Source organism: Staphylococcus schleiferi (genome assembly GCF_025558325.1).
Classification (GTDB): domain Bacteria; phylum Bacillota; class Bacilli; order Staphylococcales; family Staphylococcaceae; genus Staphylococcus; species Staphylococcus schleiferi.
In genome coordinates, this window is the sequence record NZ_CP094712.1 from 2263570 (window position 1) to 2288378 (window position 24809).

At 34.4% G+C, this 24809-nt stretch carries 26 protein-coding genes and 2 pseudogenes; 12 read left to right on the forward strand and 16 right to left on the reverse strand.

The window, feature by feature from the left end:
- Nucleotides 1-468 precede the first annotated feature (468 nt).
- The 4 genes from MUA40_RS10730 to MUA40_RS10745 all read right to left on the reverse strand — a co-directional run bounded on the left by MUA40_RS10730 (nucleotide 469) and on the right by MUA40_RS10745 (nucleotide 3707).
- Nucleotides 469-702, reverse strand: a complete 234-nt coding sequence (locus MUA40_RS10730) for a transposase (RefSeq protein ID WP_194368881.1) — start codon at nucleotides 700-702, stop codon at nucleotides 469-471.
- A 30-nt stretch (nucleotides 703-732) separates the two neighbouring features.
- Entirely contained in the window at nucleotides 733-930 is a 198-nt protein-coding gene (locus MUA40_RS10735) for a hypothetical protein (RefSeq protein ID WP_016424336.1), read from the reverse strand.
- Between the two features lie 317 nt (nucleotides 931-1247).
- Complete coding sequence (locus tag MUA40_RS10740) at nucleotides 1248-1934, reverse strand: 2,3-diphosphoglycerate-dependent phosphoglycerate mutase (RefSeq protein WP_016424335.1); 687 nt, start codon at nucleotides 1932-1934, stop codon at nucleotides 1248-1250.
- An 819-nt stretch (nucleotides 1935-2753) separates the two neighbouring features.
- A complete protein-coding gene (locus tag MUA40_RS10745) occupies nucleotides 2754-3707 on the reverse strand; it encodes a LacI family DNA-binding transcriptional regulator (RefSeq protein ID WP_016424334.1) in 954 nt (317 codons plus the stop codon).
- Between the two features lie 81 nt (nucleotides 3708-3788).
- Between MUA40_RS10745 and MUA40_RS10750 the strand changes: the two genes are divergently transcribed.
- From MUA40_RS10750 to MUA40_RS10765, 4 genes are read left to right on the forward strand one after another with little or no spacing between them, the layout of a single operon-like run.
- Nucleotides 3789-5030 carry a DegT/DnrJ/EryC1/StrS family aminotransferase gene (locus MUA40_RS10750; protein ID WP_167733076.1) on the forward strand — a complete coding sequence of 414 codons (1242 nt, stop codon included), beginning with the start codon at nucleotides 3789-3791 and terminating at the stop codon, nucleotides 5028-5030.
- On the forward strand, nucleotides 5027-5839 hold the full coding sequence (locus tag MUA40_RS10755; protein WP_016424332.1) for an HAD-IIB family hydrolase: 813 nt from the start codon (nucleotides 5027-5029) through the stop codon (nucleotides 5837-5839). The genes MUA40_RS10750 and MUA40_RS10755 overlap by 4 nt, the downstream gene beginning before the upstream one ends.
- Nucleotides 5832-6878 (forward strand): Gfo/Idh/MocA family protein, encoded by a 1047-nt coding sequence (locus MUA40_RS10760; protein WP_262569562.1) that lies wholly within the window; start codon nucleotides 5832-5834, stop codon nucleotides 6876-6878. Before MUA40_RS10755 ends, MUA40_RS10760 begins: the two co-directional genes overlap by 8 nt.
- Nucleotides 6879-6907: 29 nt before the next feature.
- Complete coding sequence (locus MUA40_RS10765) at nucleotides 6908-8002, forward strand: MFS transporter (RefSeq protein WP_228446218.1); 1095 nt, start codon at nucleotides 6908-6910, stop codon at nucleotides 8000-8002.
- A 140-nt stretch (nucleotides 8003-8142) separates the two neighbouring features.
- On the opposite strand, the pseudogene MUA40_RS12170 reads toward MUA40_RS10765, so the two are convergent.
- Nucleotides 8143-8418 (reverse strand): annotated as a pseudogene (locus MUA40_RS12170) (integrase core domain-containing protein); the annotation flags it as partial.
- On the opposite strand from MUA40_RS12170, the pseudogene MUA40_RS10770 reads away from it, so the two are divergent.
- Nucleotides 8414-8732, forward strand: a pseudogene (locus MUA40_RS10770) (transposase); the annotation flags it as partial. The pseudogenes MUA40_RS12170 and MUA40_RS10770 sit on opposite strands and share 5 nt — an antisense overlap.
- 39 nt (nucleotides 8733-8771) lie before the next feature.
- On the opposite strand, the gene MUA40_RS10775 reads toward MUA40_RS10770, so the two are convergent.
- From MUA40_RS10775 to MUA40_RS10795, 5 genes are all read right to left on the reverse strand, one after another.
- The gene (locus MUA40_RS10775; RefSeq protein ID WP_262569564.1) at nucleotides 8772-9455 is read right to left on the reverse strand and encodes a flavin reductase family protein; all 684 of its coding nucleotides are present in this window, start codon (nucleotides 9453-9455) and stop codon (nucleotides 8772-8774) included.
- 282 nt (nucleotides 9456-9737) lie between these two features.
- Nucleotides 9738-10286: a 6-phospho-3-hexuloisomerase gene (gene hxlB, locus MUA40_RS10780; protein WP_126496555.1), complete on the reverse strand. Its 549-nt coding sequence runs from the start codon at nucleotides 10284-10286 to the stop codon at nucleotides 9738-9740.
- A 1-nt stretch (nucleotide 10287) separates the two neighbouring features.
- The gene (gene hxlA / locus MUA40_RS10785; protein WP_016424326.1) at nucleotides 10288-10926 is read right to left on the reverse strand and encodes a 3-hexulose-6-phosphate synthase; all 639 of its coding nucleotides are present in this window, start codon (nucleotides 10924-10926) and stop codon (nucleotides 10288-10290) included.
- A 110-nt stretch (nucleotides 10927-11036) separates the two neighbouring features.
- The gene (nagB, locus tag MUA40_RS10790) at nucleotides 11037-11759 is read right to left on the reverse strand and encodes a glucosamine-6-phosphate deaminase (RefSeq protein WP_016424325.1); all 723 of its coding nucleotides are present in this window, start codon (nucleotides 11757-11759) and stop codon (nucleotides 11037-11039) included.
- Between the two features lie 9 nt (nucleotides 11760-11768).
- Entirely contained in the window at nucleotides 11769-12440 is a 672-nt protein-coding gene (locus MUA40_RS10795) for an N-acetylmannosamine-6-phosphate 2-epimerase (RefSeq protein ID WP_016424324.1), read from the reverse strand.
- Between the two features lie 411 nt (nucleotides 12441-12851).
- On the opposite strand from MUA40_RS10795, the gene MUA40_RS10800 reads away from it, so the two are divergent.
- The 4 genes from MUA40_RS10800 to folE2 all read left to right on the forward strand — a co-directional run bounded on the left by MUA40_RS10800 (nucleotide 12852) and on the right by folE2 (nucleotide 15761).
- A complete protein-coding gene (locus MUA40_RS10800; protein WP_016424323.1) occupies nucleotides 12852-13697 on the forward strand; it encodes a MurR/RpiR family transcriptional regulator in 846 nt (281 codons plus the stop codon).
- A 79-nt stretch (nucleotides 13698-13776) separates the two neighbouring features.
- Complete coding sequence (locus MUA40_RS10805) at nucleotides 13777-14136, forward strand: YojF family protein (protein ID WP_037559048.1); 360 nt, start codon at nucleotides 13777-13779, stop codon at nucleotides 14134-14136.
- Between the two features lie 18 nt (nucleotides 14137-14154).
- Nucleotides 14155-14832: a bacillithiol biosynthesis deacetylase BshB2 gene (gene bshB2 / locus MUA40_RS10810; RefSeq protein WP_016424321.1), complete on the forward strand. Its 678-nt coding sequence runs from the start codon at nucleotides 14155-14157 to the stop codon at nucleotides 14830-14832.
- A 47-nt stretch (nucleotides 14833-14879) separates the two neighbouring features.
- Nucleotides 14880-15761 carry a GTP cyclohydrolase FolE2 gene (gene folE2, locus MUA40_RS10815; RefSeq protein WP_016424320.1) on the forward strand — a complete coding sequence of 294 codons (882 nt, stop codon included), beginning with the start codon at nucleotides 14880-14882 and terminating at the stop codon, nucleotides 15759-15761.
- Nucleotides 15762-16064: 303 nt separating this feature from the next.
- Here folE2 and MUA40_RS10820 read toward each other — a convergent pair whose 3' ends face one another.
- Both MUA40_RS10820 and tadA read right to left on the reverse strand, forming a co-directional pair.
- Nucleotides 16065-16931, reverse strand: a complete 867-nt coding sequence (locus MUA40_RS10820; protein ID WP_016424319.1) for a Cof-type HAD-IIB family hydrolase — start codon at nucleotides 16929-16931, stop codon at nucleotides 16065-16067.
- 224 nt (nucleotides 16932-17155) lie between these two features.
- Nucleotides 17156-17635 (reverse strand): tRNA adenosine(34) deaminase TadA, encoded by a 480-nt coding sequence (gene tadA / locus MUA40_RS10825; protein WP_016424318.1) that lies wholly within the window; start codon nucleotides 17633-17635, stop codon nucleotides 17156-17158.
- 70 nt (nucleotides 17636-17705) lie between these two features.
- Between tadA and MUA40_RS10830 the strand changes: the two genes are divergently transcribed.
- Complete coding sequence (locus tag MUA40_RS10830; RefSeq protein WP_167733036.1) at nucleotides 17706-18314, forward strand: deoxynucleoside kinase; 609 nt, start codon at nucleotides 17706-17708, stop codon at nucleotides 18312-18314.
- A 1-nt stretch (nucleotide 18315) separates the two neighbouring features.
- A complete protein-coding gene (locus tag MUA40_RS10835; RefSeq protein ID WP_050331752.1) occupies nucleotides 18316-18981 on the forward strand; it encodes a deoxynucleoside kinase in 666 nt (221 codons plus the stop codon).
- 65 nt (nucleotides 18982-19046) lie between these two features.
- Here MUA40_RS10835 and MUA40_RS10840 read toward each other — a convergent pair whose 3' ends face one another.
- The gene (locus MUA40_RS10840) at nucleotides 19047-19757 is read right to left on the reverse strand and encodes an HAD family hydrolase (RefSeq protein ID WP_262569570.1); all 711 of its coding nucleotides are present in this window, start codon (nucleotides 19755-19757) and stop codon (nucleotides 19047-19049) included.
- Nucleotides 19758-19929: 172 nt separating this feature from the next.
- Between MUA40_RS10840 and MUA40_RS10845 the strand changes: the two genes are divergently transcribed.
- Nucleotides 19930-20391: a transposase family protein gene (locus tag MUA40_RS10845; protein WP_262569572.1), complete on the forward strand. Its 462-nt coding sequence runs from the start codon at nucleotides 19930-19932 to the stop codon at nucleotides 20389-20391.
- Between the two features lie 284 nt (nucleotides 20392-20675).
- Here MUA40_RS10845 and MUA40_RS10850 read toward each other — a convergent pair whose 3' ends face one another.
- The 3 genes from MUA40_RS10850 to MUA40_RS10860 all read right to left on the reverse strand — a co-directional run bounded on the left by MUA40_RS10850 (nucleotide 20676) and on the right by MUA40_RS10860 (nucleotide 24758).
- A complete protein-coding gene (locus tag MUA40_RS10850; protein ID WP_262569573.1) occupies nucleotides 20676-21758 on the reverse strand; it encodes a branched-chain amino acid aminotransferase in 1083 nt (360 codons plus the stop codon).
- A gap of 363 nt (nucleotides 21759-22121) precedes the next feature.
- A complete protein-coding gene (locus MUA40_RS10855; RefSeq protein ID WP_194369264.1) occupies nucleotides 22122-23081 on the reverse strand; it encodes an L-threonine 3-dehydrogenase in 960 nt (319 codons plus the stop codon).
- 489 nt (nucleotides 23082-23570) lie between these two features.
- Nucleotides 23571-24758: a glycine C-acetyltransferase gene (locus MUA40_RS10860; RefSeq protein ID WP_016424311.1), complete on the reverse strand. Its 1188-nt coding sequence runs from the start codon at nucleotides 24756-24758 to the stop codon at nucleotides 23571-23573.
- Nucleotides 24759-24809 lie beyond the last annotated feature (51 nt).

Sequence of the window (24809 nt, forward strand, 5' to 3'; positions counted from 1 at the left end):
GCATTGATTAAGATACTATCTCCCCCATCCTCTATAATGCCTAGTTCAAGCCACTTCTAAACCAAGCGCTTTACATATATTGAAAGATTAATTTAGTTTGCAACTTTGATTAACTTTCGCATATGACGTATCTCCATTTGCTCATCAATCAATATGGCCTCTTGATTACCCTATACACCTAAGGTTGCCATTTCAATACGTATCATACCTGTTCTACTACTCATTGACCGAGACTGACCATTATGAACATTGACTTTTTAAGGCTGTACACTTTATATGGTGGTTATGTGTCTATAATAATTAAGTCACAAACTTCCGATTGCTTCTTCGAGTCTCGCTTTCCCAGGCGCCTTACCTCAACTAATTTTGGCTTTTATTGTAGCTCATAAGAAGCCAAAATGGATTTTCGGTTTCGGCTCTATGCCTCGGGAGTCTCGACTCGGTACGCAATCTATTTAAGCAATTTCACTATTGAAAAGTGGCATTGCTTACTTTATGAATCACACGTTTTACAGAAGATGCAGAAACGTTACAATCACTTGCGATATCAGTTTCTGAGCGAACTTGTGTTGCTTTATCTATAATAGCTTTCTGAACATGGTTTGAGATAAAACAGTTATCCTCAACAACATTTGTTTTAGAAGTAAAAGTCCGATCACAAACCCTACATTTAAAACGTTGTTTTAACAGATTTAAATACACTGCTATCTCTTGGAATCTTAAAAAAGTAATTCACGATAAACGTTTTCCGTGTTTGTGTATTCGGTTTGGATTCGTATGATAACAGTGAGGACAAGTCATAGGCTTGTATGAAAGGGTACCAAAGATGACGATAGATTTCTTACCTCTAATAACTACATCTTCTTCAACTTTAGTGATTTTAATATTATTATCTTTAATTTTTAGTAACTTTAATATATCATTACACATAGGTGCAATATGTCTCCTTTATTTTTGGTTTAGTCACTTAAAATGATAGAGGCATTTGCGCTATTTTTGTACAAAAAAGCAGGATGACTTATGTCATCCCACCATAAAAAATGAAGAATCCTTTTTAATATATGAAATTGATTTTCTATACGTCCGTTCTATACATAATTTCGATGGCTGTCATGGCACGCCTTATAATCTAAAGCTTAATTCATTTCGATAACAATTGATGACGATTTATGCACTTTGATATCAAAAAAAGGCTGGGGTATTTCCCAACCTTTTTAAGTCGCTTATTCTTTATAGCGATAACATCTTTATAAGTAGTATTTATCAATGACTTTTAGATCATCTGATAATTCATAAATAAGTGGTGCACCTGTTTTAATTTCATAACCGACAATATCTTCATCAGATACGCCTTCTAAGTATTTAATCAAGGCACGTAAAGAATTACCATGTGCAGACACAAGAACAGTTTTGCCAGCTAATAATTCTTGTGAAATGTGATCATTCCAATATGGAATTACACGTACCAATGTATCTTTTAAACTTTCAGATTCAGGCATCACGCGTTTATCTAACAATTCATATTTACGATCTTTTAAATAACTTTCGCGTTGTGCTTCATCTTGCGCTGGAGGTGGTGTATCGTAAGAACGTCTCCAAATATGTACTTGATCTTCACCAAATTGTTTACGCGCTTCGTCTTTGTTTAATCCTTGCAATCCACCGTAATGACGTTCGTTCAAGCGCCATGATTTAACAACAGGAACATACAGTTGATCTGATTCATTTAATAAATGAAATGTTGTTTTGATGGCACGTTTCAATAATGATGTAAACGCGATATCAACATTAATTCCTTGTTCTTTCATTTTTTTACCCGAAGTTATGGCTTCATTATGTCCTTGTTCAGATAAATCAACGTCTGCCCATCCTGTAAATAAATTTTCAGCATTCCAAACGCTTTGGCCATGTCTACATAAAATAAGTTTTGGCATACTTTACCTTCTTTCTATTACGTGAACGCCAATCGCATTAAATGTTAATCAAAAATAAACGTTCACGTGCTAATCAATGTATTAACAAATGCGATTTATTTATTATATAAATTGATTATAACAAGTTTTTTGATGCTTTTACATGATTTACACTTGATAAAATATGAATATATTGTTTCATTTCCTAGCTTACTTATTTGTGCAAGTTTAATAGAACAAAATTATTATTGTAAGGTTACCTTTGGGTTGAAGCGTTACTAGTGAAATTTCTGTTTCAGTTGGTTTTTAAGAGTCTCATCCATTTGGACAATCTTGTTCGATATTTAAGAAAAGAGGTCAAGTTCAGTATAATTCACCACTTTGTTTAGTCGAAAAGTTATATCGCAACACCTTCTACTTACGAGAATACTACCAACTCCTTTTTGCAGCTGACAAAATCATTTGAAAAGTAATGGGACAAAGTCTATAAAAATTCATTATAAACTTCAACAAGCGGCTTGCGATGGTTTCAATATTTATTATATACATAACTTGGATATATGAATTATCAAACTATAGATATTTAGGTCAATGCGCTTCGTTTATAATTTTATTAACACTTTTATATCTAGTATATATTTCATTAGTTTATGTCTGCTTGCACAACGAAATCTATTACTTTTTGCTTTCCGCTAAATAAAATCTTCAACTAAATCTATGGGAATTTTATTATACCAATATGAAAATTCATGTGTGCGGAGCCCCCTTTATACATATTCACAATTCTTAACGCTTATAGTAAACCTTATAAATATATGCAGTTTATCCATGCTTTATATTTTATTCACTTACAATTTCATATGAATATATCTTGTTCATTACTTCATTATTATTTTTTGTTAACCGTTCAATCATATGGTTACATATATCTTTAGCCATATTTTCTATAGGCAAAGATATACTAGGTAATTGGGGGCTGGTGATTTTACATATGTCATGATTGTCTGTGCCTATTAGAAATATCTCATCTCCTAATACTTTTTTCACTCCTGCTGAAACGAAATCATTTCCAGTGTATACACCCTGAATATCTTTATACTTTTCTCTAATTTTCATCCCTATTTTGATGCCATCATTGATTGTAAATGCCGAAGAAAATAGATAATCTTTTCTAAAAGAGATTTTATTTTTTGAGAGCGCTTTTTTATATCCATCTAATCTCAACTTTTGAGCGCCATTAAAAGGATTATCAATACATATTGCTATATTTTTTATTCCTTTTTCCAATAAATATTCTGTAGCTGCTTTCGCGATATTATACTCGTCAAAATGAAAATTAGATACACTTTTAGTTTGGTTTGTATCATTACAAGAAATAATTAATCCACTCTTAGAATACTCTTCAATGACATCGGCGCTATTTTCTATAGAACACAGAACAACTGCATCAATTTCGTTTTTTTCTAACGACATTAGTACTTCTTCTTCTTTGCTCGGTGAGCAAAATGTTTGATGAATAAACGATTTATAACCTTTTTCATTAAAATTTTTGGTTAATTCATATGATATTTTAGAAAAAAATGGATGATCGATATAAGGAATCGATATGGCTACAGACTTTGTCGTCCTATTTCTAAAATATATAGCAATATTATTAGGGACGTAATTATTTTCTTTTATATATTGCAATACTCTGTTTCTTTTTTCTTCATTAACGTATGGATGATTATTTAACACTCTAGATACTGTAGATTTTGAGACATTGCACGCTTTTGCCACATCAAAAATATTCATCAAATTCCCCCGAAAATTATATTGACATGGGAATGTTCCCACAATTTAATATGAGTTTATCACAAATAAGGCGGTGCTTCTATGGATTTAAAATCAAATAGTATTTTTAAATTTCGTAAAAACATTCAAAAATTAAAAAGTTATAATGAAATTCATGCTAATAAATATCTTTCCAGTAAATTGGTTATTGAAAAACCCAAAAATTTATCTAATAAGCCCATTCAAAAAGTAGAATTTATGCCGGTAGATCGTTTAATAAAGGAAGATGAGTCAGAAAGAATCATAAAAGCATTAAAAAATTTTTTGCCAACCGGTAAATATACAAGTGGTAAATACATTTATGAATGTGAACAATATCTAGTTGAATATTTATCTATTAACCATGTGATAGCGTTATCAAGCGGAACTTCAGCCTTAACAATCGGATTGATAGCCCTAGGGGTTAAAAATGGCGACGAAGTTATTCTACCTTCAAATAGTTTTGCTGCCACAGAAAATGCAGTTTTATCAATAGGGGCAATTCCAGTTTATGCTGATGTTAAAGATGATTTTACTATTTGTCCTAGATCAATTGAAGACCGAATCACTTCAAAAACAAAAGCTATTCTACCCGTGCATTTATATGGTCGATTTTGTGACATGATAAAAATTAAAGAGATTGCAGAAAAATATAACATTAAGGTGATAGAAGATGCTTGTCAAGCAATAGGATTAAATGGTGTAGGTACTTACTCTAATCTAGCAGTGCTGAGTTTTAATCCATATAAAAATTTAGGGGTTTGTGGGAAAGCTGGCGCTATTATAACAAATGATACTGAATTAGATTATAAATGTAGACTAATTAGTTATCATGGATTTGATTTGAAAGAAAAAAATAAGAAACTCATGAACTTTGGATTTAACTCTAAAATTGATAACACACAAGCACTAATAGGCATCATTAGAATGGAATATTTAACTTTTAATCAATATAAAAGATTAAAAATTGCAGAAAAATATCACGAAGAATTATCAAATATTGAAAATTTAATCCTACCTGCATTAGACAACAAGTCAGTATGGCATCTATATCCTGTCAGAATTGGCAATAATAAGAGAGACTTTGTAAAGTCTGAACTTGAAAGTGTTGGCGTGAAAACTGAAATATACTATCCATACCTAAGTCATAAACAAATTTCTTATAAAACAAATCTTTCGCTTCCAAACACGGAAAGATTACATAAAGAGTTGTTATGTTTGCCTTTATATCCTAGTTTGATGGAAGAAGAACAAGATTATGCTATTAATGCAATCAAAAATATACTGGGAGGAGGAGTAAAATGAGCCAAAGTTTAATATTACTCGATTTTGACGAAACATATTATAAACATAACACTAATAACAACGATTTATACTACTTAAAAGAAATGGAAGCGTTACTAGAAAAAATATCAAATAAAAATAGTGTCATCACAGCGATATTAACAGGAAGCACTATAAATAGTGTCTTGGAAAAAATGAAAAAAGTTGATATGTCATACAAACCAAAACACATTTTCTCTGACCTAAGTTCCAAAATGTTTACATGGAACAATAATGAATATGTTGAATCAGATGAATATAGAGAAGAAGTATTAACAGAACGTTTTTTATTAGAGGATATATTAGAAATATTAAACACTATTTCATTAAAACATAAAGTTGAATTTATTCCACAAAGAATATTTAGAGAAAACGAAACCCTGTACAATTTTTACTTCTATTCTACAGGTAATACAGAATTGGACGTGAAAATCTTAAAGAATCTCATAGATTATTCTAAAACAAAAAATTATATGCCCAAATTTAATCGTTGTAACCCGTTAGCCGGGGATCCTGAGAATGCCTATGATGTGGATTTTACTCCTAAAAATGCCGGCAAGTTATATGCGACAAAGTTTTTAATGAAAAAATATAACATTTCAAAAAAGTCAATTATTGGATTTGGTGATAGTGGCAATGATGAAGAGTTTCTTAGCTACTTAAAGCATGCGTTTATTATGTCTAACAGCAAGGATGAAGAAATAAAGAAAAAGTTTCCAAATACAAAATATCCTTATTACAAAGGGATATATAAACATGTCAGTGAATTCATAGGAGGGAAATATGATTAAATACGGAATTATTGGCACGGGGGGTATTGCGAAAGTACACGCTGAAATTATAAATAACCTCTCAGGTGTATGCCTTTATGGAGCTAACGATATAGTTGATTCAAACTTAGAAAAATTCTGCTTAGATTTTAATACAACTGCTTATAGGGACATCCACGATATGTTATCAAAAGTAGATACTGTTATAATATGTTCCCCTAATTTTTGTCATGTAGATCACATAGTTAAATCGTTAGATTATAGCTGTGATGTATTATGTGAAAAACCCTTAACAGTTAACCTTACTGAATCAAATATAATTAGATCTTACAACAACAAGACAAATAATATAAAAAGTATAAATCTAAACTATAGAAATCTGGCGGTTATTAAAAAAATTATCACATTAATAGAAAATGATAAAATTGGTGAAATAATATCTATTCATATGTCATTTTTAAAAAATAGTGCTTATCGAAGAAAAAACTTTACTTGGAGAGATGATGGTACTTCAAAATTAAGTAGTGGGGCTTTAGGTGATTTAGGGGTACATCTTCTTGACTTGGCTACTTATATTACAAATAGTCAAGTGAAGGTAGAAACAATTAAAACTAAAATGATGACCAAAGTAAAACATAAAAGCAATAACCTGGTTCAAGTTGATGACCATTCAGAGACGTTCTTTATAACTAATCACGGTCAACACATTCATATAGAGACTTCAAAAGCATGTGAAAAGGAATTATGCGGATTCCATATTAATATATCAGGATATAATGGCGAAATAAAGTTTTCATCTAAAAAGGGCGGGGTAATTATTGTAAGCAATAATAATGTTCAAGAAATCATTCCATTAGAAGATAGGATATACATTGACCCTGAAAATGAGTTTTACGGGTGGAAAGATAGTTTTTACTACACACATTTAAATCTATTAGAAGCTATCAAGAATAAAAAAGAAACTTCTATTTCAACTTTCGAGGATGGTTTGAGAGCACAAGAAGTTTTAGAACATTGTATTAATAGTCATAAACAAAAGCAATACATTAAACAAAAATGACTAAAAATCACATCCTCTATTTTTCTTTAATGTATTTTCTTATTGGCTTGATACACACTTTTGTCGGTTCATTTAATCAATACTTAAAAATAGAATTTAATATGAATCAATCAGATGTGTCAAATTTAATAAGTATTCAGTTCACGACATTTATGATCGGAGTATTTTACTCTATTTTATCATTTAGTAAAAGTATAAAAAATACGCTTAAAGTAATTCATTTGTTAATTTTAATAATCGTTACTGCCTTTGTTTTTTTCGAAAATTTCTTACTTCTTTACTTTCTCATAGCTATACTTGGATTTTGTGCTGGTTTAATAGAATCATCTATAGCATCATATATATTTAACAATAAATTCAATTCTGCTAAAGTCTTTGGATATATTGAATCATTCTTTGCTATAGGGGCACTATTGCTTCCTATTATTGTATGGTTGTTCGAGTCATACTCAAATACAAAATTCTCAGTTCTCTTTATACTTATAGTAAATATTTTTTCGCTTTGGATAGTAAGTTCACTGACATTCGAAATAGATAATAAGAAGAAAAGTAACCTCACTAATGTCTTTACTAATAAAAAGTTTATGATAATTATAATTATCTTGATATGGTGCTTCTTTTATATTAGTATAGAAACTAATTTTTCAAATTTACTGCCATATATGAATTTAGTTTCTGATAATTTAAGTTATATCACTGTCAGTATATTTTGGTTTGGAATAATTATAGGGAGATTACTGTATGCTATTATATTGTCAAAAATAAAAATAAGATTAGAGAGTCTACTATTATTATATACAATCATCTCACTACTTTTATACATTATATTAATATATTCAGATACAGCAGATTTGTTTAAGTTAATATTATTATTTTTACTAACATTATTCTTTGCACCAATGTTCCCGTTAGGCGCTAGTATAATCAATAGATTTAGTAGTAATAAAAATTTGTTAACTAGTATTTTCATTGCTGTAGCCGGTATTGGAGGAGCAATTGGTGCTACAATTATTAGAACAGCTTTAACTTTAAATATCCCTGCACATGTAACTATTTTGTCGATATTATTAATTTGTTTATTCTTAAGTATTATTATAACAAAAATTACTAGAATTAATGTTTAATATATAGCAATAATGTTATATAATACTTCTGGATTTATGTCAAGAATACGGACACAAAAAAAGAGAATTCTACCGCGCTTCGCTTGCTAGCCTAGCCCATCATGTACTTTTAAAAATCAAAAAGTACATTCTGAGCTAGGTTATTTTGTTGCGTATTTCTTCTTAAATGCAATGGGACTCATATAATTTAACGTTGAATGTGCGATTTTAGAATTGTAAAAAGTAAGGATATATTCCACAATGCTAAACATCGCTTCATTCCTAGTTTTATAGTTCTGATGATGTATCAATTCCTTTTTGATGATACTATGAAAAGATTCTATACATGCGTTGTCGTAACAGTTTCCTTTACGACTCATACTGCTCTAAATCCCTTTTTCACGTAGTAAATTTTGATACTCTATTGAGGCATATCGATATCAAAAGTCGATTCTTAAAGAACGAAATAGTTATTCTAAAACGGATCATGATGCCACGTTTATGAGAATGAAAGACGATCAAAGGTGACATATTCAACACACAAAACTGGCCATATGCGGAAATTAACGATGAGTTTATTTGTCCCAATCATAAACGTCTAGGATTTAAAAGGTATGCTTATCGACATGACCGTTATGGATTTAAAAGAGATTTTAAATTATATGAATGTGATGACTGTTCAGCTTGTCCACTTCGAAATCAGTGTATGAAATCTAATTCAAAAGTAAATAAAAAAATCATGAGAAATTATACTTAATACTTTAACCCCGTCACCCTCGATGTATCACTCTTATTCAGACTTATTATCGAAATTACGTCCCTCGAGTCCTGCAAGTTCTTCTTTCGTTGCTGCTGGTGCTTTCATTTCAAAAATTTGATCGACAACTGTGTAATCATAGTAACCTAGACGCGCAATAGGACGGATAGACTTAATATCTAACTTTCCATTATCCATAATGACATTATCATCAATATGTACTTGCGCTACACGACCAATAACAATATCTACCGCCGAAACAGGGTCGCCAGTTGGAATGCGAATTGTTTGGACATACTCACATTCAAAATGCACGGGTGACTCTTTGACACGGTAACCCGGCACTTCGATACATGCTTCTTTTGTCACACCTGCAAATTCAAACTCATCTTCCTCGGGTGGTAACGCTTTAGACGACAAGTTTACAGCTTCTCGCAATTCATATGTTGCCATGTTCCACACAAACCAACCTGTCTCTTCAGCGTTTTTCACCGTATCTTTACGCTCATGATTTCCTAATACTGATTGATTCGCCGCAAACATCACCATTGGTGGATCCCACGTTAAATTTTGGTACTGGCTATAAGGCGCTAAATTGTCTTTCCCATCTTTTGAAACCGTTGAAATCCAACCAATCGGACGTGGTACCGTACTACTTTTAAATGGATCATGAGGTAAACCATGACTTCTAATCCCTTGTTTTGGTGAATACTCCATAACATTTCCTCCTTGATAGATGACTTTGCTTTAATCTAACAAATCGTGTAATCAGTTTCTAATACATAAATTCTATTAAATTATAAGGAAATTCTATTAATCGAGTGTGTCATGCGGATGAGACATCGCTGCACTTAATCTAAAAAAGAATTTAAAGCTGAAAGCAAGCCATGCAAATTCCTCTCAACGTATTAACATTTTCAAAAAAAGCTAGTTCCACATCACTTCTGTAGAAACTAGCTTTTCCCTCAATTTCAAATCATCGATCTATTTTTGATGATACTATTCTAAATTAGCATGGTTATTTTGCATGGTTGTCTCGTTTATATCTAATGCGGACATTAAATCTAATACGACACCATCTAACATCAACTGTGCACTTTGCTCGAATAAACTGCCGAGCGGTTGAGCAGAGCCTTCAGATTGATGTTTCGTACCTGCAGGAAGGACAAGCGTCACTTCTGCACGTTCACCTATCTTAGAATCAGCTTTTGTTGTTACTAAAGCAATTGTTGCACCTACTTCATGCGCTTTGTCGGCTAATAATTTTAAATGTGTCGTCGAACCTGAACCTGAAATGACAACGAGCAAATCCCCTTTTTGAATAGAGGGTGTTGTCGTTTCGCCGACGACATGCGCCTTTTGGCCAAGTTGGTTCAAACGCATCGCAAAACCATTTGCGACAAAACCCGAACGTCCTTTACCTGTCACAAACACCGCTTCTGCATTTAACACAGCTTGTTCAAATTGTCGGATGGCTTCTTCATCGACTTGAGACAACGTCTGTTCAAGCTCACGATGAATGAGTTCAAATTGCTGTTGAATAGCCATTTTATTTACCTTCAATCGCTTCACGAATTTGTTTTGCTGCTTCACGTGGATCGTCAGCATTTGCGATACCGCCACCTACGATAATTAAGTCTGGTGATTCTGCAGCCACTTCTTTAACAGTTTCAGGTTTAATACCACCTGCAACTGCAACTTTTGCATTTTTAATGACAGATTTAACTTTCTTCAAGCTTTCTAGTGGTGATTGACCTTGTGCTTGTAAGTCATAACCTGTATGAACGGCAATATAGTCCGCACCAAGCGCATCAATTTCTTTTGCACGTTTTTCTAAATCTTGTACTGCAATTAAGTCTACCAACAATTGTTTACCATGTTTGTGTGCTTCTTCTACAGCATTTTTAATAGATGCGTCTTCTGCCACACCTAAAATTGTAACAACATCCGCACCAAATTTAACAGCTTGACTCACTTCATAGTCAGCTGCATCCATAATTTTCAAGTCTGCTAAAACTTTGACATCTTCATCTTTTACATTTTCTTTTAAATGTTGAACGGCAGGTAAGCCCTCATTAATTACGATAGGTGTTCCGATTTCTACAATATCTACATAATCAGTTACCTTTTTAGCAAGTTCTGCTGCCTCTTCTTTATTTAGTAAGTCTATAGCTAATTGTAATTCCATGATTTCATCAATCCTCCGTCTAATTTGTAACTCTCATGATAACATATTTACCCAACATATAAGAGATTAAACAAATCGGATATCGAGGAGATACTGGAAAGCCTTATCGATTAAGGCATCGCAGCATCATCCACAAACACTTCGACATGTGGATGACGGTGTAATATTGACGCCGGTACTTCAGTTGTAATGGTTTTTGTCATTAATTGACGCATTGCCTCTCTTTTTTGCTCACCAAAGGCAAGCAAAATAATACGTTTTGCTTTCATAATTGAATGCAATCCCATTGAAATCGCCTGTTTAGGCACATCATCAATCGTTTCAAAATAACGGCTATTCGCTTGAATTGTACTTTCAGTCAAGTTGACACAATGCGTTAGGCTATCAAAAGAGGTACCTGGTTCATTAAAGCCGATATGCCCATTTTGACCGATACCTAATATTTGAATGTCCACTGCGCCACCTGTTTCTAATAACGCTTCATAACGTTTTGCTTCTGCTTGGATATCCTGTGCAATCCCATTTGGGAGATGGATACGCTCTGGATCAAAATGTGGGTAAGCGCTAAAAAGTACTTTTTGCATATATTGATAATAACTTTCTTCATGATTTGCAGCTAAGCCAACATATTCATCTAAATTAAAAGTTTCAATATGTGAAACGTCTAATTGATTTTTTTGTAGTAGCTCGACTAAATATTCATACACTTTTACCATTGTACCGCCTGTCGCCAATCCTAAGCGACTCTCTTTTTGATATAACATTTGCTTGTAAAGTTCACACGCTACATGGAATGAGGCATGTGCTTCTGTCCCTAAATTGATAATTTTCATCTTCGCATCCTACTCCTCAATCATTTTTACAAATCGTCTTGTAATGTCTCGAGGTCTTGTAATTGCACCGCCTACTACTGCAGCATATACCCCTTTTTCAAATACCGTTTTCAACATTTCCGGTGTGATCACATTACCTTCAGCTATCACTTTCTGTTGTACAACTGACAAAACATCTGTTAAAAATTTAAAGTCTTGATCATACAAGACTTGTCCTTGTGTTTCTTCTGTATAGCCTCTCAAAGTAGTTCCTATATAATCAAAGCCTAGACGATCCGCATTTTTAGCCTCTTCAATCGTCGCAATATCTGCCATAATTTCAACCTGTGGCGCTTTTTCTCTTATATATGTCACTAGTGTTTCTAAATCTTGCTCTGGACGTTCTCGCAATGTGGCATCTAATGCTATCACTTCACAACCACTCTCAATTAATTCATCCACTTCTTTTTGGGTCGCAGTGATAAAAACAGAGGAATTAGGATAGTCGCGTTTTACAATGCCTATAATAGGCAAGTCTACTTCTTTTTGAATTGCCATAATATCTGCTTTTGTATTTGCTCTTATCCCTACCGCGCCGCCTTCTTTGGCTGCTAAAGCCATTTTGCTCATAATCCAAGATGAATGCAACGGTTCATCTGGTAATGCTTGACACGATACGACCAAGCCTTGAGGTATTTTCATATCATTCCACATTCCTTTCGTTGTCTGTTCCTTTGTATTAGCCTGTATGGCATAGGTTTACGCTTCGATTCAGCTATTTTTATCCGTCATATGACTACTTTTCATTTTATTAAAGTAGATCTATTCATTGTCTACGCCATATCTCTTTAAAAATCTGTCTATATTTATGATTTCAATGATGCTTCATTCAATTTAAATCGTTCTGCGCAACATCTTTCGCAGTTGAAAACGTACGTCTAAAAAATATTTCATTTTTAAAGTACAGTACAAGGTGCATAACTATACGCTTATGCTTTGTGTTTCAATGCATCATCTGTCCACTTTCAATATATCATTTTGAAAATATCCGTCAATAAAATACATTGTTTTGAAAAATCTTTTCAAATACAATGAGATTAAAGGAGAATTGCTATGAAAATTGAAAATCGTATTCAACAATATCAACATCTTTTCACAAAAGTGGATCGACAAATTGCAAATTATATTTTAAATATTGATTATCAAATGGATATTGGTGCCATAAATAATTTAGCTGATGTGATTGGAGTCTCGCCTTCAAGTGTGACACGCTTTGCTTATAAACTACAATATGATAGTTTTCAATCTTTTCGATTCGCTATTCAACATGAATTGCAAGTGAAGCCGATTCATAATAGTCCGTCTATACAAATTTTGCACCAACACTATCGTTCAATTATGGATCATACTGGAGAATTTTTAGTTGAGTCAGATTTGCTCTACCTCGTAAATACGATTAAAAATAGTGAAAAAACAATTTTTATCGGTATTGGTAGTTCTGGACTGAGCGCGCAAGAACTTTATTTTCGTACTGCTCGTATGGGGTTTAATACGCTTGCGATTACTGATGCCCATTTAATGACTGTCGTCGGGCATATGTGCAATAACAAAACAACCATTGTTGCTTTTACCAATAGTGGTGCGACGCAAGAAATTATTGATAGCATTTATCATGGATACCAAAATGGAGCGACGATTATTGCTATTTCTCATTTGCGCACTCCTGCACTTGAAAGTTATTGTGACCGTATCATTATCACTGCCGATCGTAGTCGTACGCATGATGCGTATTTTATTAATTCACAATTAGCCAATCACTTTATTATTGACCTACTCAGCTATCATCTTTTACAAGATCAAGAGCGTCTTGACTATTTTACAGAAAGTTATCAACAGCTCGTGATGAGAAGACAACCCACACCTCAATTAAGTAAAGATTTGCTTTTATTTGAGGATTAAAATGAGCAGAGCTATATTAATTTTCTTTCTTTTTTAGTAAAATGGACAGATAACCATAATCAGGAAGGCAGTGAATTTTTTGCAACCGATTACAGAAACGACTGTTCAAAAATTATTTGATCACTATGCCAATGAACCTGTCTATATCCACGTTGAGACAACAAATGGCGCTTATGCGAACCATTTTGATCAGCGTGTATTCAACGCAGGCACATTTTTAAGAAATATACAGCTGACTTATCAGCACGCCCAACTTAAAGGGGGCGGCAAGGATCCTTATCGCGTAGGTTTAAAGCTCGACAACAGCGGTTGGGTTTACGTTCAAGGCTTAACACACTACGAAGTGAACGATGATGAGGAGTTCTTATTAGCAGGATTTAATTATGAAGGTCAACTTGCGGCAGCACTTGAAATTAGTCGCAAACCTTTTAAGGCGTAGAAAGGAGTACGAATACAAATGACGATTGAAAAACATATTCTTGTCATCTTTCCTCATCCTGACGATGAGACATTCTCCTCAGCTGGTACACTTGCACGTTATATCAACGACGGTGTGCCAGTTACTTATGCTTGTCTGACACTTGGTCAAATGGCACGTAATTTAGGAAATCCCCCTATCGCGACACGCGAATCACTGCCTGATATTCGTGAACGCGAACTTGAAGATGCTGCAAAGGCAATCGGGATTACAGATTTACGTAAAATGGGACTACGCGACAAAACGGTTGAATTTGAACCCCATGAAGAAATGGATGCAATGGTTCAAAAATTAATCGATGAGACGCAACCTACAACCATTATTTCTTTCTATCCTGGGCATGCGGTTCACCCAGACCATGAAGCGACTGCTGAAGCTGTTGTAAGAACAGTAGGTCGAATGGAAGAAAGTCGTCGTCCAAGACTACAACTTGTAGCATTTAGTAACGACGCCATCGACGTGCTCGGTGAACCTGATATCATCAATGACATTTCAGACTATAGAGACCAAAAATTTGCTGCTTTTGAGGCGCATCGTTCACAAACAGGTCCGTTTTTAGAACAACTTGCGAATCCTCAAGGACAAGCATCGGGTGTACCTAAAGATGCAGCAGCTTATTTAACAACAGAAACATTTTGGACTTATCAATTTAAATAAATGGTATGACATTCGTATTACTGTGAAAATTTAGTGGAGGAAGATACATGACTGAATTTGATTTATCAACGCGTGAAGGTCGTTGGAGACATTTCGGTTCGGTTGATCCCGTTAACGGAAGTAAGCCGACAACAAAATCTGAAATGCCCGACCTTCAAAGTACGCATAAAAATTTCTTATTTGAAATAGAAGAAGTAGGAATTAAAAATCTCGTTTACCCTGTTTGGATTGATCAATACCAAACGGCTGGTAATTTTAGCTTTTCGACAAGCCTGACGCAAGATGAAAAAGGCATTAACATGAGTCGTATATTAGAATCTGTCGAAGCGGAGTATGACAACGGGATCCGACTTGAATTTGAAGCATTAACACAATTGATGAATCGTCTCAAAACAAGTATGAAACAACGAAGTGCGGGTGTAGACGTGAGCGGAAAGTGGTTTTTTGATCGCTTGAGCCCAGTTACTCAAATTAAAGCAATTGGCCATGCAGATGTCACATATGGTTTAGCTGTCGATAATGATCAAGTTACACGTAAAGAATTGACGATTGAAGCTGCAGTGACAACGCTTTGTCCATGTTCTAAGGAAATCAGCGAATACTCTGCACACAATCAACGCGGCATAATTACTGTCAAAACGTATATCGACAAAAACGCAACATTACCTGAAAACTATAAAGAGATTATTTTAGATGCAATGGAAGCCAATGCGAGCTCAATGCTTTATCCCATCTTAAAAAGACCTGATGAAAAGAGAGTAACAGAGCGCGCTTACGAAAACCCACGCTTTGTAGAAGATTTAATACGCTTGATTGCTGCTGACTTAGTAGAGGTCAACTGGATAGAAGGCTTCGACATTGAATGTCGCAACGAGGAATCTATCCATCAGCATGATGCGTTTGCAAAATTAAAATATAGAAAATCATAGTTTACTTTCATAAAATTATCTTTTTTGAGGCAAACTCATCATAATCTTAATGATTTAGAAGGGACTCTAGATTAAACCAATAATCTAGGGTTCTTTTTAATGTTTTATAAATGAGTCTTTGAAACTAGACAATTTACCGTCGTGATAGTGATCCTCTATTTTTATTCATAAAAAAATCGGAAAGGCAAAATTGAAATATCATTTCACCAATCCGATTGATACAAAATCCATCATGCTAGATGGATTATTTTACACGCTACAATATAGTTAAAAGACAATATGCCATATCACACTTAAGCCAATTTAATTATCCTCACCTAAAACACGATAGATTGCTTTTGCAACACCGCTCTCTTCATTCGAAGCTGTTACAAAAGTGGCATTTTCTTTTAATTCAGGTAAAGCATTGTCCATTGCCACAGCAATACCTGCACGGTCTAACATTGATTTATCGTTCAAATTGTCACCGATTGCCATGGTATCTTTCATATCAATGCCTAATTTTTCAGCAATCGTACATAATGCTAACCCTTTTTGTGCATCTATGTGCGTAATTTCTAGATTACCTTTAGAAGAAGAAGACACCGCTAAATTACTACTCTCTGACAATTCAGCCTTCACTCGGGCAATTTTATCTAAATCTGTATCATGTGCAAGGACTTTCATGATTAACTCTCCTGTTACGGATTCTATATTGTCATAGTTGTCTACTACTTTTAATGTTCCAATTTCAATACGATGATTAATATGTTGACGTATTTTTTCAACATCCGGTTGTTGTCCTGAGTATTTAGCAATGTCCAAATAAATTGCTAAGTCACGCTCAGGATCTTCAGTATAAATACCAAAATTGGTATAAATTTGGTAATAGACATTTTCACGAACGAGCACGTTTCGAATACGTTGATAAAGTTCATGATTTAGACTTGATGTATGGACAATATCAAAGCTTTCATCACGAACTTCTGCGCCATTCAAACAAATATATGGGACTTTTAATCCTGTTGGTTTAATCGGATCATTCGCTTCATAAAACGCTCGGCCTGTCGCAATTGTTACTGTAACACCGCGTGATTGTGCGTATTGAATGGCTTCAATATTTTCTTGTGAAACTTCATGTGCAGCGTTTAGCAACGTGCCGTCCATATCTGTGGCAATAAGTTTTACCATCTTTATCCCTCTCTCTTTTATGTTTTAAATATAAAATGACTGTCTCAAATACAGTCTCATTCTATCAAAATTATGACAATAAGTATTGTCCAAACATTTTCATCTATTTAAAACGAACGAAAGGATTATCTGTCCAACGCTGTGTCATTCAGTCAGGTATTTGTTATTTGACACTCGGCACCCACTTATATTATTTTTTCATGCCTCAATCCCTTAATTAAAGCTTAGTTTGACATTGCCTTAGCAGCTTTTCGTTGACGTAGCGTTCTAAAGAATTGACGTAAGATTTCACCACACGAGTAGGCCAATACACCTTCAATCACTTTTGCTCGGTGATTCATACGCTGATCTTGAACGAGATTCATTAAACTACCGGTGCATCCCCCTTTTGGATCATAGGCACCAAATACAACAGTGTCCACTCGACTCATCACAATGGTTCCTGCACACATCACGCAAGGCTCTAGTGTCACATACAATGTACACCCTTCTAATCGCCAAGTTCCTAACGTTTCAGCAGCTTGTTCTATTGCCAGATGCTCAGCATGTGCAGTCGGATTTTGATTGGTTTCACGTAAATTATGTGCACGTGCAATCACTTTTTCATTTTTTACGATAATGGCACCGATAGGCACTTCTCCTTTTTTTGCCGCTTCACGTGCTTCTTCAAGTGCCAATGACATATAATATTGATGACTTGTCATACAGAAATAGCCTCACTTGTGTTAAAATTTGTAATACTGGTTCAATAAAATTTTTTATGGAGAGAAAAATATGAAAAAACCGTTTATCGCAATCGAAGGACCGATAGGCGTTGGCAAATCTTCATTAGCGCATAAGTTGAGTCAATCTTATCACTTTTATGAAGCAAAAGAAATTGTCGGCGAAAATCCTTATCTATCAGATTTTTATACAGATATTTCCAAATGGAGTTTTCAAACGGAAATGTTTTTCCTATGTCATCGTTACAAAGCTTATCAAGATTTAGCTGAATACGATGGTGGCATTGTCAGCGACTATCATATTTATAAAAACAAAATTTTTGCGCGTAATACTTTAAATGATAAAGAATATGATAAATTTTCCAGAATTTATGACATTTTGACAGAAGATCTGACTTCTCCAGACTTCACTGTTATTTTAGATGCAGATTTAAGTATACTTAAAGCCCGTATCGCCAAACGAGACCGTGATTTCGAAGCGAATATCCAAGATGATTATTTATTAAAACTTAAAGAAGATTATGCAAATTACTATCAATCATTAAAAAATGATGGTCATCATGTTTTATGGATAGACACAACAAAAATTGACTTTGTTGAAAATCCTGATGACTATGCGTATGTATTGGAACAAATTAACGAACTAATCGGAGGCAAATGAAATGAATCAATATAACATTCCTTCCAATGCTATTATTACGATAGCTGGAACCGTTGGTGTTGGGAAATCATCATTAACGCAAGCTTTAGCTGAGAAGCTTAACTTTCGAACTTCTTATGAAAATGTAGAAAATAATCCTTACCTCGATAAATTTTATCAAGATTTCAATCGATGGAGTTTCCACCTTCAAATTTACTTTTTAGCAGAGCGTTTCAAAGAACAAAAACGTATGTTTGAATATGGCGGTGGTTTTGTACAAGATCGTTCTATTTATGAAGATGTCGATATTTTTGCGAAAATGCATGAAGAACAAGGTACAATGTCTGAAGAAGATTTCCAGACCTACTCAAACCTTTTCGAAGCAATGGTATTAACACCTTACTTTCCTAAGCCGGATGTCCTTATTTATCTCGAATCTGATTATGACACTGTGATTGAACGTATTCAAACACGTGGCCGTCAAATGGAAATCGAAACAGATCCAGAATATTGGAAAATGTTGTTTAAACGTTATGACGATTGGATTAATCAATTTAACGCTTGTCCAGTTGTTCGTGTCAATATTAAAGAATACGACTTATATGAAAACCCTGAGTCGATTGATATCGTGCTCAAGAAAATCGAACATGTGATTCATACATATAGACAAGTGGATTCGCGTTCATAATCCGTATCTTTTCAAGATTAATGCGCTAATTTTAAAGCAGGTTAAAGAAGAAACAACGCACGTTGTTAACTTCTTTGATCTGCTTTTTTATCTAATACCGACAGTAATTGACTGACGTCATCAATGACCACATCTGCCGCTTCAAATGTCGCTTCTTGCCCTAATCCTGTTCTTACACCTACATTTAAAGCACTACCTGCATTTTTTCCAGTCAACATATCGTTATCTGTATCTCCCACCATGACAAGCGCTTCACCTTGAACGCCCATGTCCCACAAAGGTTGAAGTAACCGTGCATCTGGCTTTTCATATTGATCACCCTCTGTAGAAATAAATAAGTCAAAAACCTGCTCCAATTGTGTGGTTTTGATAAATTTGTCTACCCCTACCGCATTATCACTTGTCACTAGACCTAACTGATAGGACTGTTGTTTTAGTTCATAAAGCAATGTCTGCACACCTTCATACAACTCAATTTCAGGTTGTCTTTGACGTATTAGTTGCTGACTTCTTTCCGAAACCCATTTTGTAGTTTCCACATCTGTAAAAGCGTTAAATACATTGATCATATCTTTTAACGTTCCTGATGCCATGATACTTCCTTTCACAAATTGATGATCACGTATACCTAATTTGTGATACACTTCAATCCGATTATCAATTTTATAATGTGCACAGACTTCATCAACTAATTGTATGCCTATCTTGGTCCAACTCTGATCAAAATGTATCAGTGTGCCATCTTTATCGAATAATATCCATTGTTGATTTGTCATTTTTTCACACCTCATCTGTTTTGCGTTACGTTTATCATACCTCAAAATAAAGGTTCTTCATTTTTTATGGTGGGGTGACATAAGTCATCCTGCTTTTTTTGTACAAAAATAGCGCAAATGCCTCTATAATTTTAAGTGACTAAATCAAAAATAAAGGAGACATATTGCGCCTATGTGTAATGATATATTAAAGTTACTAAAAATTAAAGATAATAATATTAAAATCACTAAAGTTGAAGAAGATGTAGTTATTAGAGGTAAGAAATCTAACGTCATCTTTGGTACCCTTTCATACAAGCCTATGACTTGTCCTCACTGTTATCATACGAATCCAAACCGAATACACAAACACGGAAAACGTTTATCGCGAATTACTTTTTTAAGATTCCAAGAGATAGCAGTGTATTTAAATCTGTTAAAACAACGTTTTAAATGTATGGTTTGTGGTCGGACTTTTATTTCTAAAACAAATGTTGTTGAGGATAACTGTTTTATCTCAAACCGTGTTCAGAAAGCTATTATAGATAAAGCAACACAAGTTCGCTCAGAAACTGATATCGCAAGTGATTGTAACGTTTCTGCATCTTCTCTAAAACGTGTGATTCATAAAGTAAGCAATGCCACTTTTCAATAGTGAAATTGCTTAAATAGATTGCGTACCGAGTCGAGACTCCCGAGGCATAGAGCCGAAACCGAAAATCCATTTTGGCTTCTTATGAGCTACAATAAAAGCCAAAATTAGTTGAGGTAAGGCGCCTGGGAAAGCGAGACTCAAAGAAGCAATCGGAAGTTTGCGACTTAATTATTATAGACACATAACCACCATATAAAGTGTACAGCCAAAATAAAAAGCGTCCAAAATTGAACAACGCAATTTTGACGCTTTCTTTTTTCAAATTTAACAATGATCCAGATGTCTTATCTTTCGTAATGTGGTACAACTACACGCCATCCTTTAGGATCGTCTAATTTTCCACTTTGAATACCTGTGTAGTGATCATAAAGTTCTTGTGTAATAGGGCCTGTTTGATTATCATTAATTACAATCTGTTGATCTTTAAATTGTAATGTTCCTACAGGTGAGATAACTGCTGCTGTGCCGGTACCGAACACTTCTTGTAAAGCGCCTTCTTTATGAAGATCAAATAATTCATCAATCGAAATACGACGCTCTTCGACTTCATATCCTAATGTTTGTGCCAATTCAAGCACCGTTTTTCTCGTAATCCCTGGTAAAATACTACCGTTTAATTGTGGCGTAACCACTTTGCCATTAATGACAAAAAAGATGTTCATACTTCCTACTTCTTCAACATACTTTTGTTCTACACCATCTAACCATAGCACTTGATCAAAACCGAGTTCATTTGCATTTGCTTGGGCAAGTAAACTTGCAGCGTAGTTTCCTGCTACTTTCGCGAATCCAACGCCTCCACGCACAGCACGTACGTATTCTTCTTCAACATAAATTTTAGTTGGGCGTAATGAATCACCGCCATAATATGAACCCGATGGTGATAAAATAATTAACAAGCGATATTCGTGGGACGGGTGAACACCTAACACACCTTCTGTCGCAAATACAGTCGGTCGAATGTAAAGAGACTGACCTTCTCCATCTGGTACCCAATCACGATCAATATCTACGAGCTGTTTTAATCCTTCTAACAATAATGCTTCGTCAATTTCCGGCATTTTTAAACGTGCCAACGACTGATTGATACGTTTAAAGTTTTCCTCAGGTCTAAACAAAACAACCTCGCCGTTATGTTTGTATGCTTTTAACCCTTCAAATACTGATTGGCCATAGTGAATACTCTGTGCTGACGGTGAAAGTTCAATTGGACCATAAGGAATAATCTTTAAATCGTGCCATCCTTTTTCTAATGAGTACTCAAAGCTTAACATGTAATCAGTGAAGACTTCACCGAAAGTAAGCGATGCATTGTCGGGCTTTTCTTTGAGTGATTTTCTGGCATCAAGTTTAATGAGTTCTGACATGATTATTCCTCCTAAATATGTAAATGTAATATATGCATTATAACAATGACAGTCATACAATTCAATGAGAATTCCGAAAATTAAAACAACTTATAGATTTTATTTTAATTTTTGTGAGATATTTCTGCCATTTCAAAAAGATAGCGCTATTTCGATTAAACTATACGAAACAACTATATTATCATCTATCTTACTTTCTAACTGATTGAACTTCAATTGATTTGATATATGCGTCGGCCCTCATATTGTTGTTAAATCCTGAAATGACACGATAACAAGTAAAAAACAGTAAAGTTATTGAAATGCTGAATTTCCTTCAGCCACATACTTTTCAACAACTTTACTGCTTTATTTCATATTTATTTAGGCTTTATGACTTTCTTTTTCGCGAATACCTTCTAACATACGTGTGGTCATCGCTTCTAAATCATATTTAGGGTTAAAGCCCCATTCGCCACGTGCACAACTCGTATCAATATTATCTGGCCAACTTTCAGCAATATCTTGACGTACAGGATCTACATTATAATCTAACGTAAATTCAGGCATATGCTCTTGAATTGCTGCCTTTACCATTTCTGGTTCTATACTCATTGCACTTAAGTTATATGCATTACGATGAATCAGTTTACCGCCGTCCGCTTCCATTAATTGAATAATCGCTTGTATCGCATCATCCATAAACATCATATCCATATATGTGTTTTTATCAATGTAGCTTGTGTACTTACCTTCTCGAACCGCTTGGAAATAAATATCAACGGCATAATCCGTTGTACCGCCACCGGGCTCTTTAACATAAGAAATCAAACCAGGGAAACGAACACTGCGCGTATCCACACCAAATTTAGTAAAATAGTAATCGCACAATAATTCCCCAGAAACTTTATTTACACCGTACATCGTATTTGGTCTTTGAATTGTAACTTGTGGTGTATTTTTCTTAGGTGTGTTGGGTCCAAATGCACCGATAGAACTTGGGGTGAAAAATTGTAAGTTTAAGTGACGCGCTGTTTCTAACGCATTTACAAGTCCACCCATATTCAAATTCCATGCCAATAAAGGCTTTTGTTCAGCAGTTGCAGACAATAGCGCAGCCATATGCATCAAAGTGTCAGGCTTAAATGATTCTGCAATTTGCATCATTTTATCTGCATCTGTCACATCTAATATTTCAAAAGGACCTTCCGCAACTATAGAACCTGCTTCTGGCTCACGAATATCAGTAGCAAGCACATTTTCAGTCCCATAAACTTCACGGCATTTTGCGACAAGCTCCGTCCCAATTTGTCCTAACGCACCGGTAACCATAATTCTTTTCATAACGTCATCCATCTCCATTCTGTGTTTCTCCTGAGGACACATGTGTTTTATGTACAATCATTTTCTGTAAAATATAGTACAATTATAACATTTAAGCGTTTTCTTGTATATGCATGATATACATAGAAATACACATTGATTTCAAATTCTAACTTTATCGTAATTTTAAATATCAAAGATACCTTAATGCTAAATCGGTTTGAGCTATAAGCATATTTTAAGCTAAAGATAAAGTTATAGACAAATAAAGGAAATCACCCACTAGATTTGTATTCGTTTATAACCATTTTTACGCAAATGCAGTTATCTTTACCAAGGTTTCACAACAAAATTAATTCTCTATCCTGATACGATAGACGCATAAATCAAAAAAGGGCAAGGTAAAATCATTACACTGCTATGTTAAGTGTACACCTTGCTCTTTAAAGATGACTCGAAATATTGCCCTTTACTAGCTCAAATAACGAATCTTAATATATAATTTTTAAGTTAAATGACTTCTAATTCTTTACCCACACGTTCATACACTGCTAATGCTTCATCTAACATTTCTTTTGTGTGTGCAGCTGTTGGCATATTACGTACACGTCCTGTACCACGTGGCACAGTTGGGAATACGATAGACTTAACATAAATGCCTTCATCCATTAAACGTTTACTAAATTGTTGTGTTTTCTTTTCGTCTCCAATAATTACAGGCGTAATCGGTGTTTCAGATTTGCCTGTATTAAATCCTAAACGGTTAAGACCTTCTTTTAAGTAATGCGCATTGTCCCATAGGCGATCATGAAGTTCAGTGGATGCCATTAATTTATTGACCGCTTCAGTAATAGCTTTTGTATCCCCAGGTGCCAATGAAGTAGAGAATAAGAACGGACGTGATTGTACTTTCAACCAGTCAATTAATTTTTGTGAGCCCGCAACATAGCCACCCACAACACCAATTGCTTTAGATAATGTTCCGATTTGGAAATCAACTTTGTCTTGTAAGCCGAAATGTTTAACTGTACCTGCACCTTTACCCATCACACCTGAACCGTGTGCATCATCCACGTAAACCATGATACCGTATTCTTCACAAATTTCGACAATTTCAGGTAATTTAGCAACATCACCATCCATACTGAAAACACCGTCAGTAATGTACATCACTTTATTGTATTGTCCAGATTCTACAGCTTCTTTTGCTTTTTGACGTAAATCATCCATATCTGAATGGTTAACACGAATAATTTTCGCTTTTGATAAACGGCAGCCATCAATAATTGAGGCATGGTTTAATTCATCAGAAAGAATAGCATCGTTTTTATTCATAACCGCTGAAATCGCAGCCATATTACAATTGAAACCTGATTGGTAAGCAATTGCCGCTTCTGTACCTTTAAATTTCGCCAAAGTCGCTTCAAGTTCATCATGTAAATCTAATGTACCATTAATAGTACGTACTGCCCCTGCACCTACACCATGAGAATCAATGGCACTTTTAGCTGCCTTTTTCAAATCTTCGTTTGTTGCTAAGCCTAAATAGTTATTTGAAGAAAGGTTAATGTATTTTTTGCCATTAATTTTAATTTCAGGACCGTTTGCACCTTCAATTGTATCAATTTCATTATAAAGACCATTATCTTTTAAATAACTAATATTTTCTTCAAGAAAGTCATTTAACTTTTGTACCATGGTTAAGTTCCCCTTTCAATTTTCATACACTTTAATCATAACGTATTTTGT

Excerpts from the sequence above, each read along its gene's own strand:
- MUA40_RS10735 (WP_016424336.1), bottom strand. The coding sequence starts at position 930 with ATGTGTAATGATATATTAAAGTTACTAAAAATTAAAGATAATAATATT.
- MUA40_RS10740 (WP_016424335.1), bottom strand. The coding sequence starts at position 1,934 with ATGCCAAAACTTATTTTATGTAGACATGGCCAAAGCGTTTGGAATGCT.
- MUA40_RS10745 (WP_016424334.1), bottom strand. The coding sequence starts at position 3,707 with ATGAATATTTTTGATGTGGCAAAAGCGTGCAATGTCTCAAAATCTACA.
- MUA40_RS10750 (WP_167733076.1), top strand. The coding sequence starts at position 3,789 with ATGGATTTAAAATCAAATAGTATTTTTAAATTTCGTAAAAACATTCAA.
- MUA40_RS10755 (WP_016424332.1), top strand. The coding sequence starts at position 5,027 with ATGAGCCAAAGTTTAATATTACTCGATTTTGACGAAACATATTATAAA.
- MUA40_RS10760 (WP_262569562.1), top strand. The coding sequence starts at position 5,832 with ATGATTAAATACGGAATTATTGGCACGGGGGGTATTGCGAAAGTACAC.
- MUA40_RS10765 (WP_228446218.1), top strand. The coding sequence starts at position 6,908 with ATGTATTTTCTTATTGGCTTGATACACACTTTTGTCGGTTCATTTAAT.
- MUA40_RS10775 (WP_262569564.1), bottom strand. The coding sequence starts at position 9,455 with ATGGAGTATTCACCAAAACAAGGGATTAGAAGTCATGGTTTACCTCAT.
- hxlB (WP_126496555.1), bottom strand. The coding sequence starts at position 10,286 with ATGGCTATTCAACAGCAATTTGAACTCATTCATCGTGAGCTTGAACAG.
- hxlA (WP_016424326.1), bottom strand. The coding sequence starts at position 10,926 with ATGGAATTACAATTAGCTATAGACTTACTAAATAAAGAAGAGGCAGCA.
- nagB (WP_016424325.1), bottom strand. The coding sequence starts at position 11,759 with ATGAAAATTATCAATTTAGGGACAGAAGCACATGCCTCATTCCATGTA.
- MUA40_RS10795 (WP_016424324.1), bottom strand. The coding sequence starts at position 12,440 with ATGAAAATACCTCAAGGCTTGGTCGTATCGTGTCAAGCATTACCAGAT.
- MUA40_RS10800 (WP_016424323.1), top strand. The coding sequence starts at position 12,852 with ATGAAAATTGAAAATCGTATTCAACAATATCAACATCTTTTCACAAAA.
- bshB2 (WP_016424321.1), top strand. The coding sequence starts at position 14,155 with ATGACGATTGAAAAACATATTCTTGTCATCTTTCCTCATCCTGACGAT.
- folE2 (WP_016424320.1), top strand. The coding sequence starts at position 14,880 with ATGACTGAATTTGATTTATCAACGCGTGAAGGTCGTTGGAGACATTTC.
- MUA40_RS10820 (WP_016424319.1), bottom strand. The coding sequence starts at position 16,931 with ATGGTAAAACTTATTGCCACAGATATGGACGGCACGTTGCTAAACGCT.
- tadA (WP_016424318.1), bottom strand. The coding sequence starts at position 17,635 with ATGACAAGTCATCAATATTATATGTCATTGGCACTTGAAGAAGCACGT.
- MUA40_RS10830 (WP_167733036.1), top strand. The coding sequence starts at position 17,706 with ATGAAAAAACCGTTTATCGCAATCGAAGGACCGATAGGCGTTGGCAAA.
- MUA40_RS10835 (WP_050331752.1), top strand. The coding sequence starts at position 18,316 with ATGAATCAATATAACATTCCTTCCAATGCTATTATTACGATAGCTGGA.
- MUA40_RS10840 (WP_262569570.1), bottom strand. The coding sequence starts at position 19,757 with ATGACAAATCAACAATGGATATTATTCGATAAAGATGGCACACTGATA.
- MUA40_RS10845 (WP_262569572.1), top strand. The coding sequence starts at position 19,930 with ATGTGTAATGATATATTAAAGTTACTAAAAATTAAAGATAATAATATT.
- MUA40_RS10850 (WP_262569573.1), bottom strand. The coding sequence starts at position 21,758 with ATGTCAGAACTCATTAAACTTGATGCCAGAAAATCACTCAAAGAAAAG.
- MUA40_RS10855 (WP_194369264.1), bottom strand. The coding sequence starts at position 23,081 with ATGAAAAGAATTATGGTTACCGGTGCGTTAGGACAAATTGGGACGGAG.
- MUA40_RS10860 (WP_016424311.1), bottom strand. The coding sequence starts at position 24,758 with ATGGTACAAAAGTTAAATGACTTTCTTGAAGAAAATATTAGTTATTTA.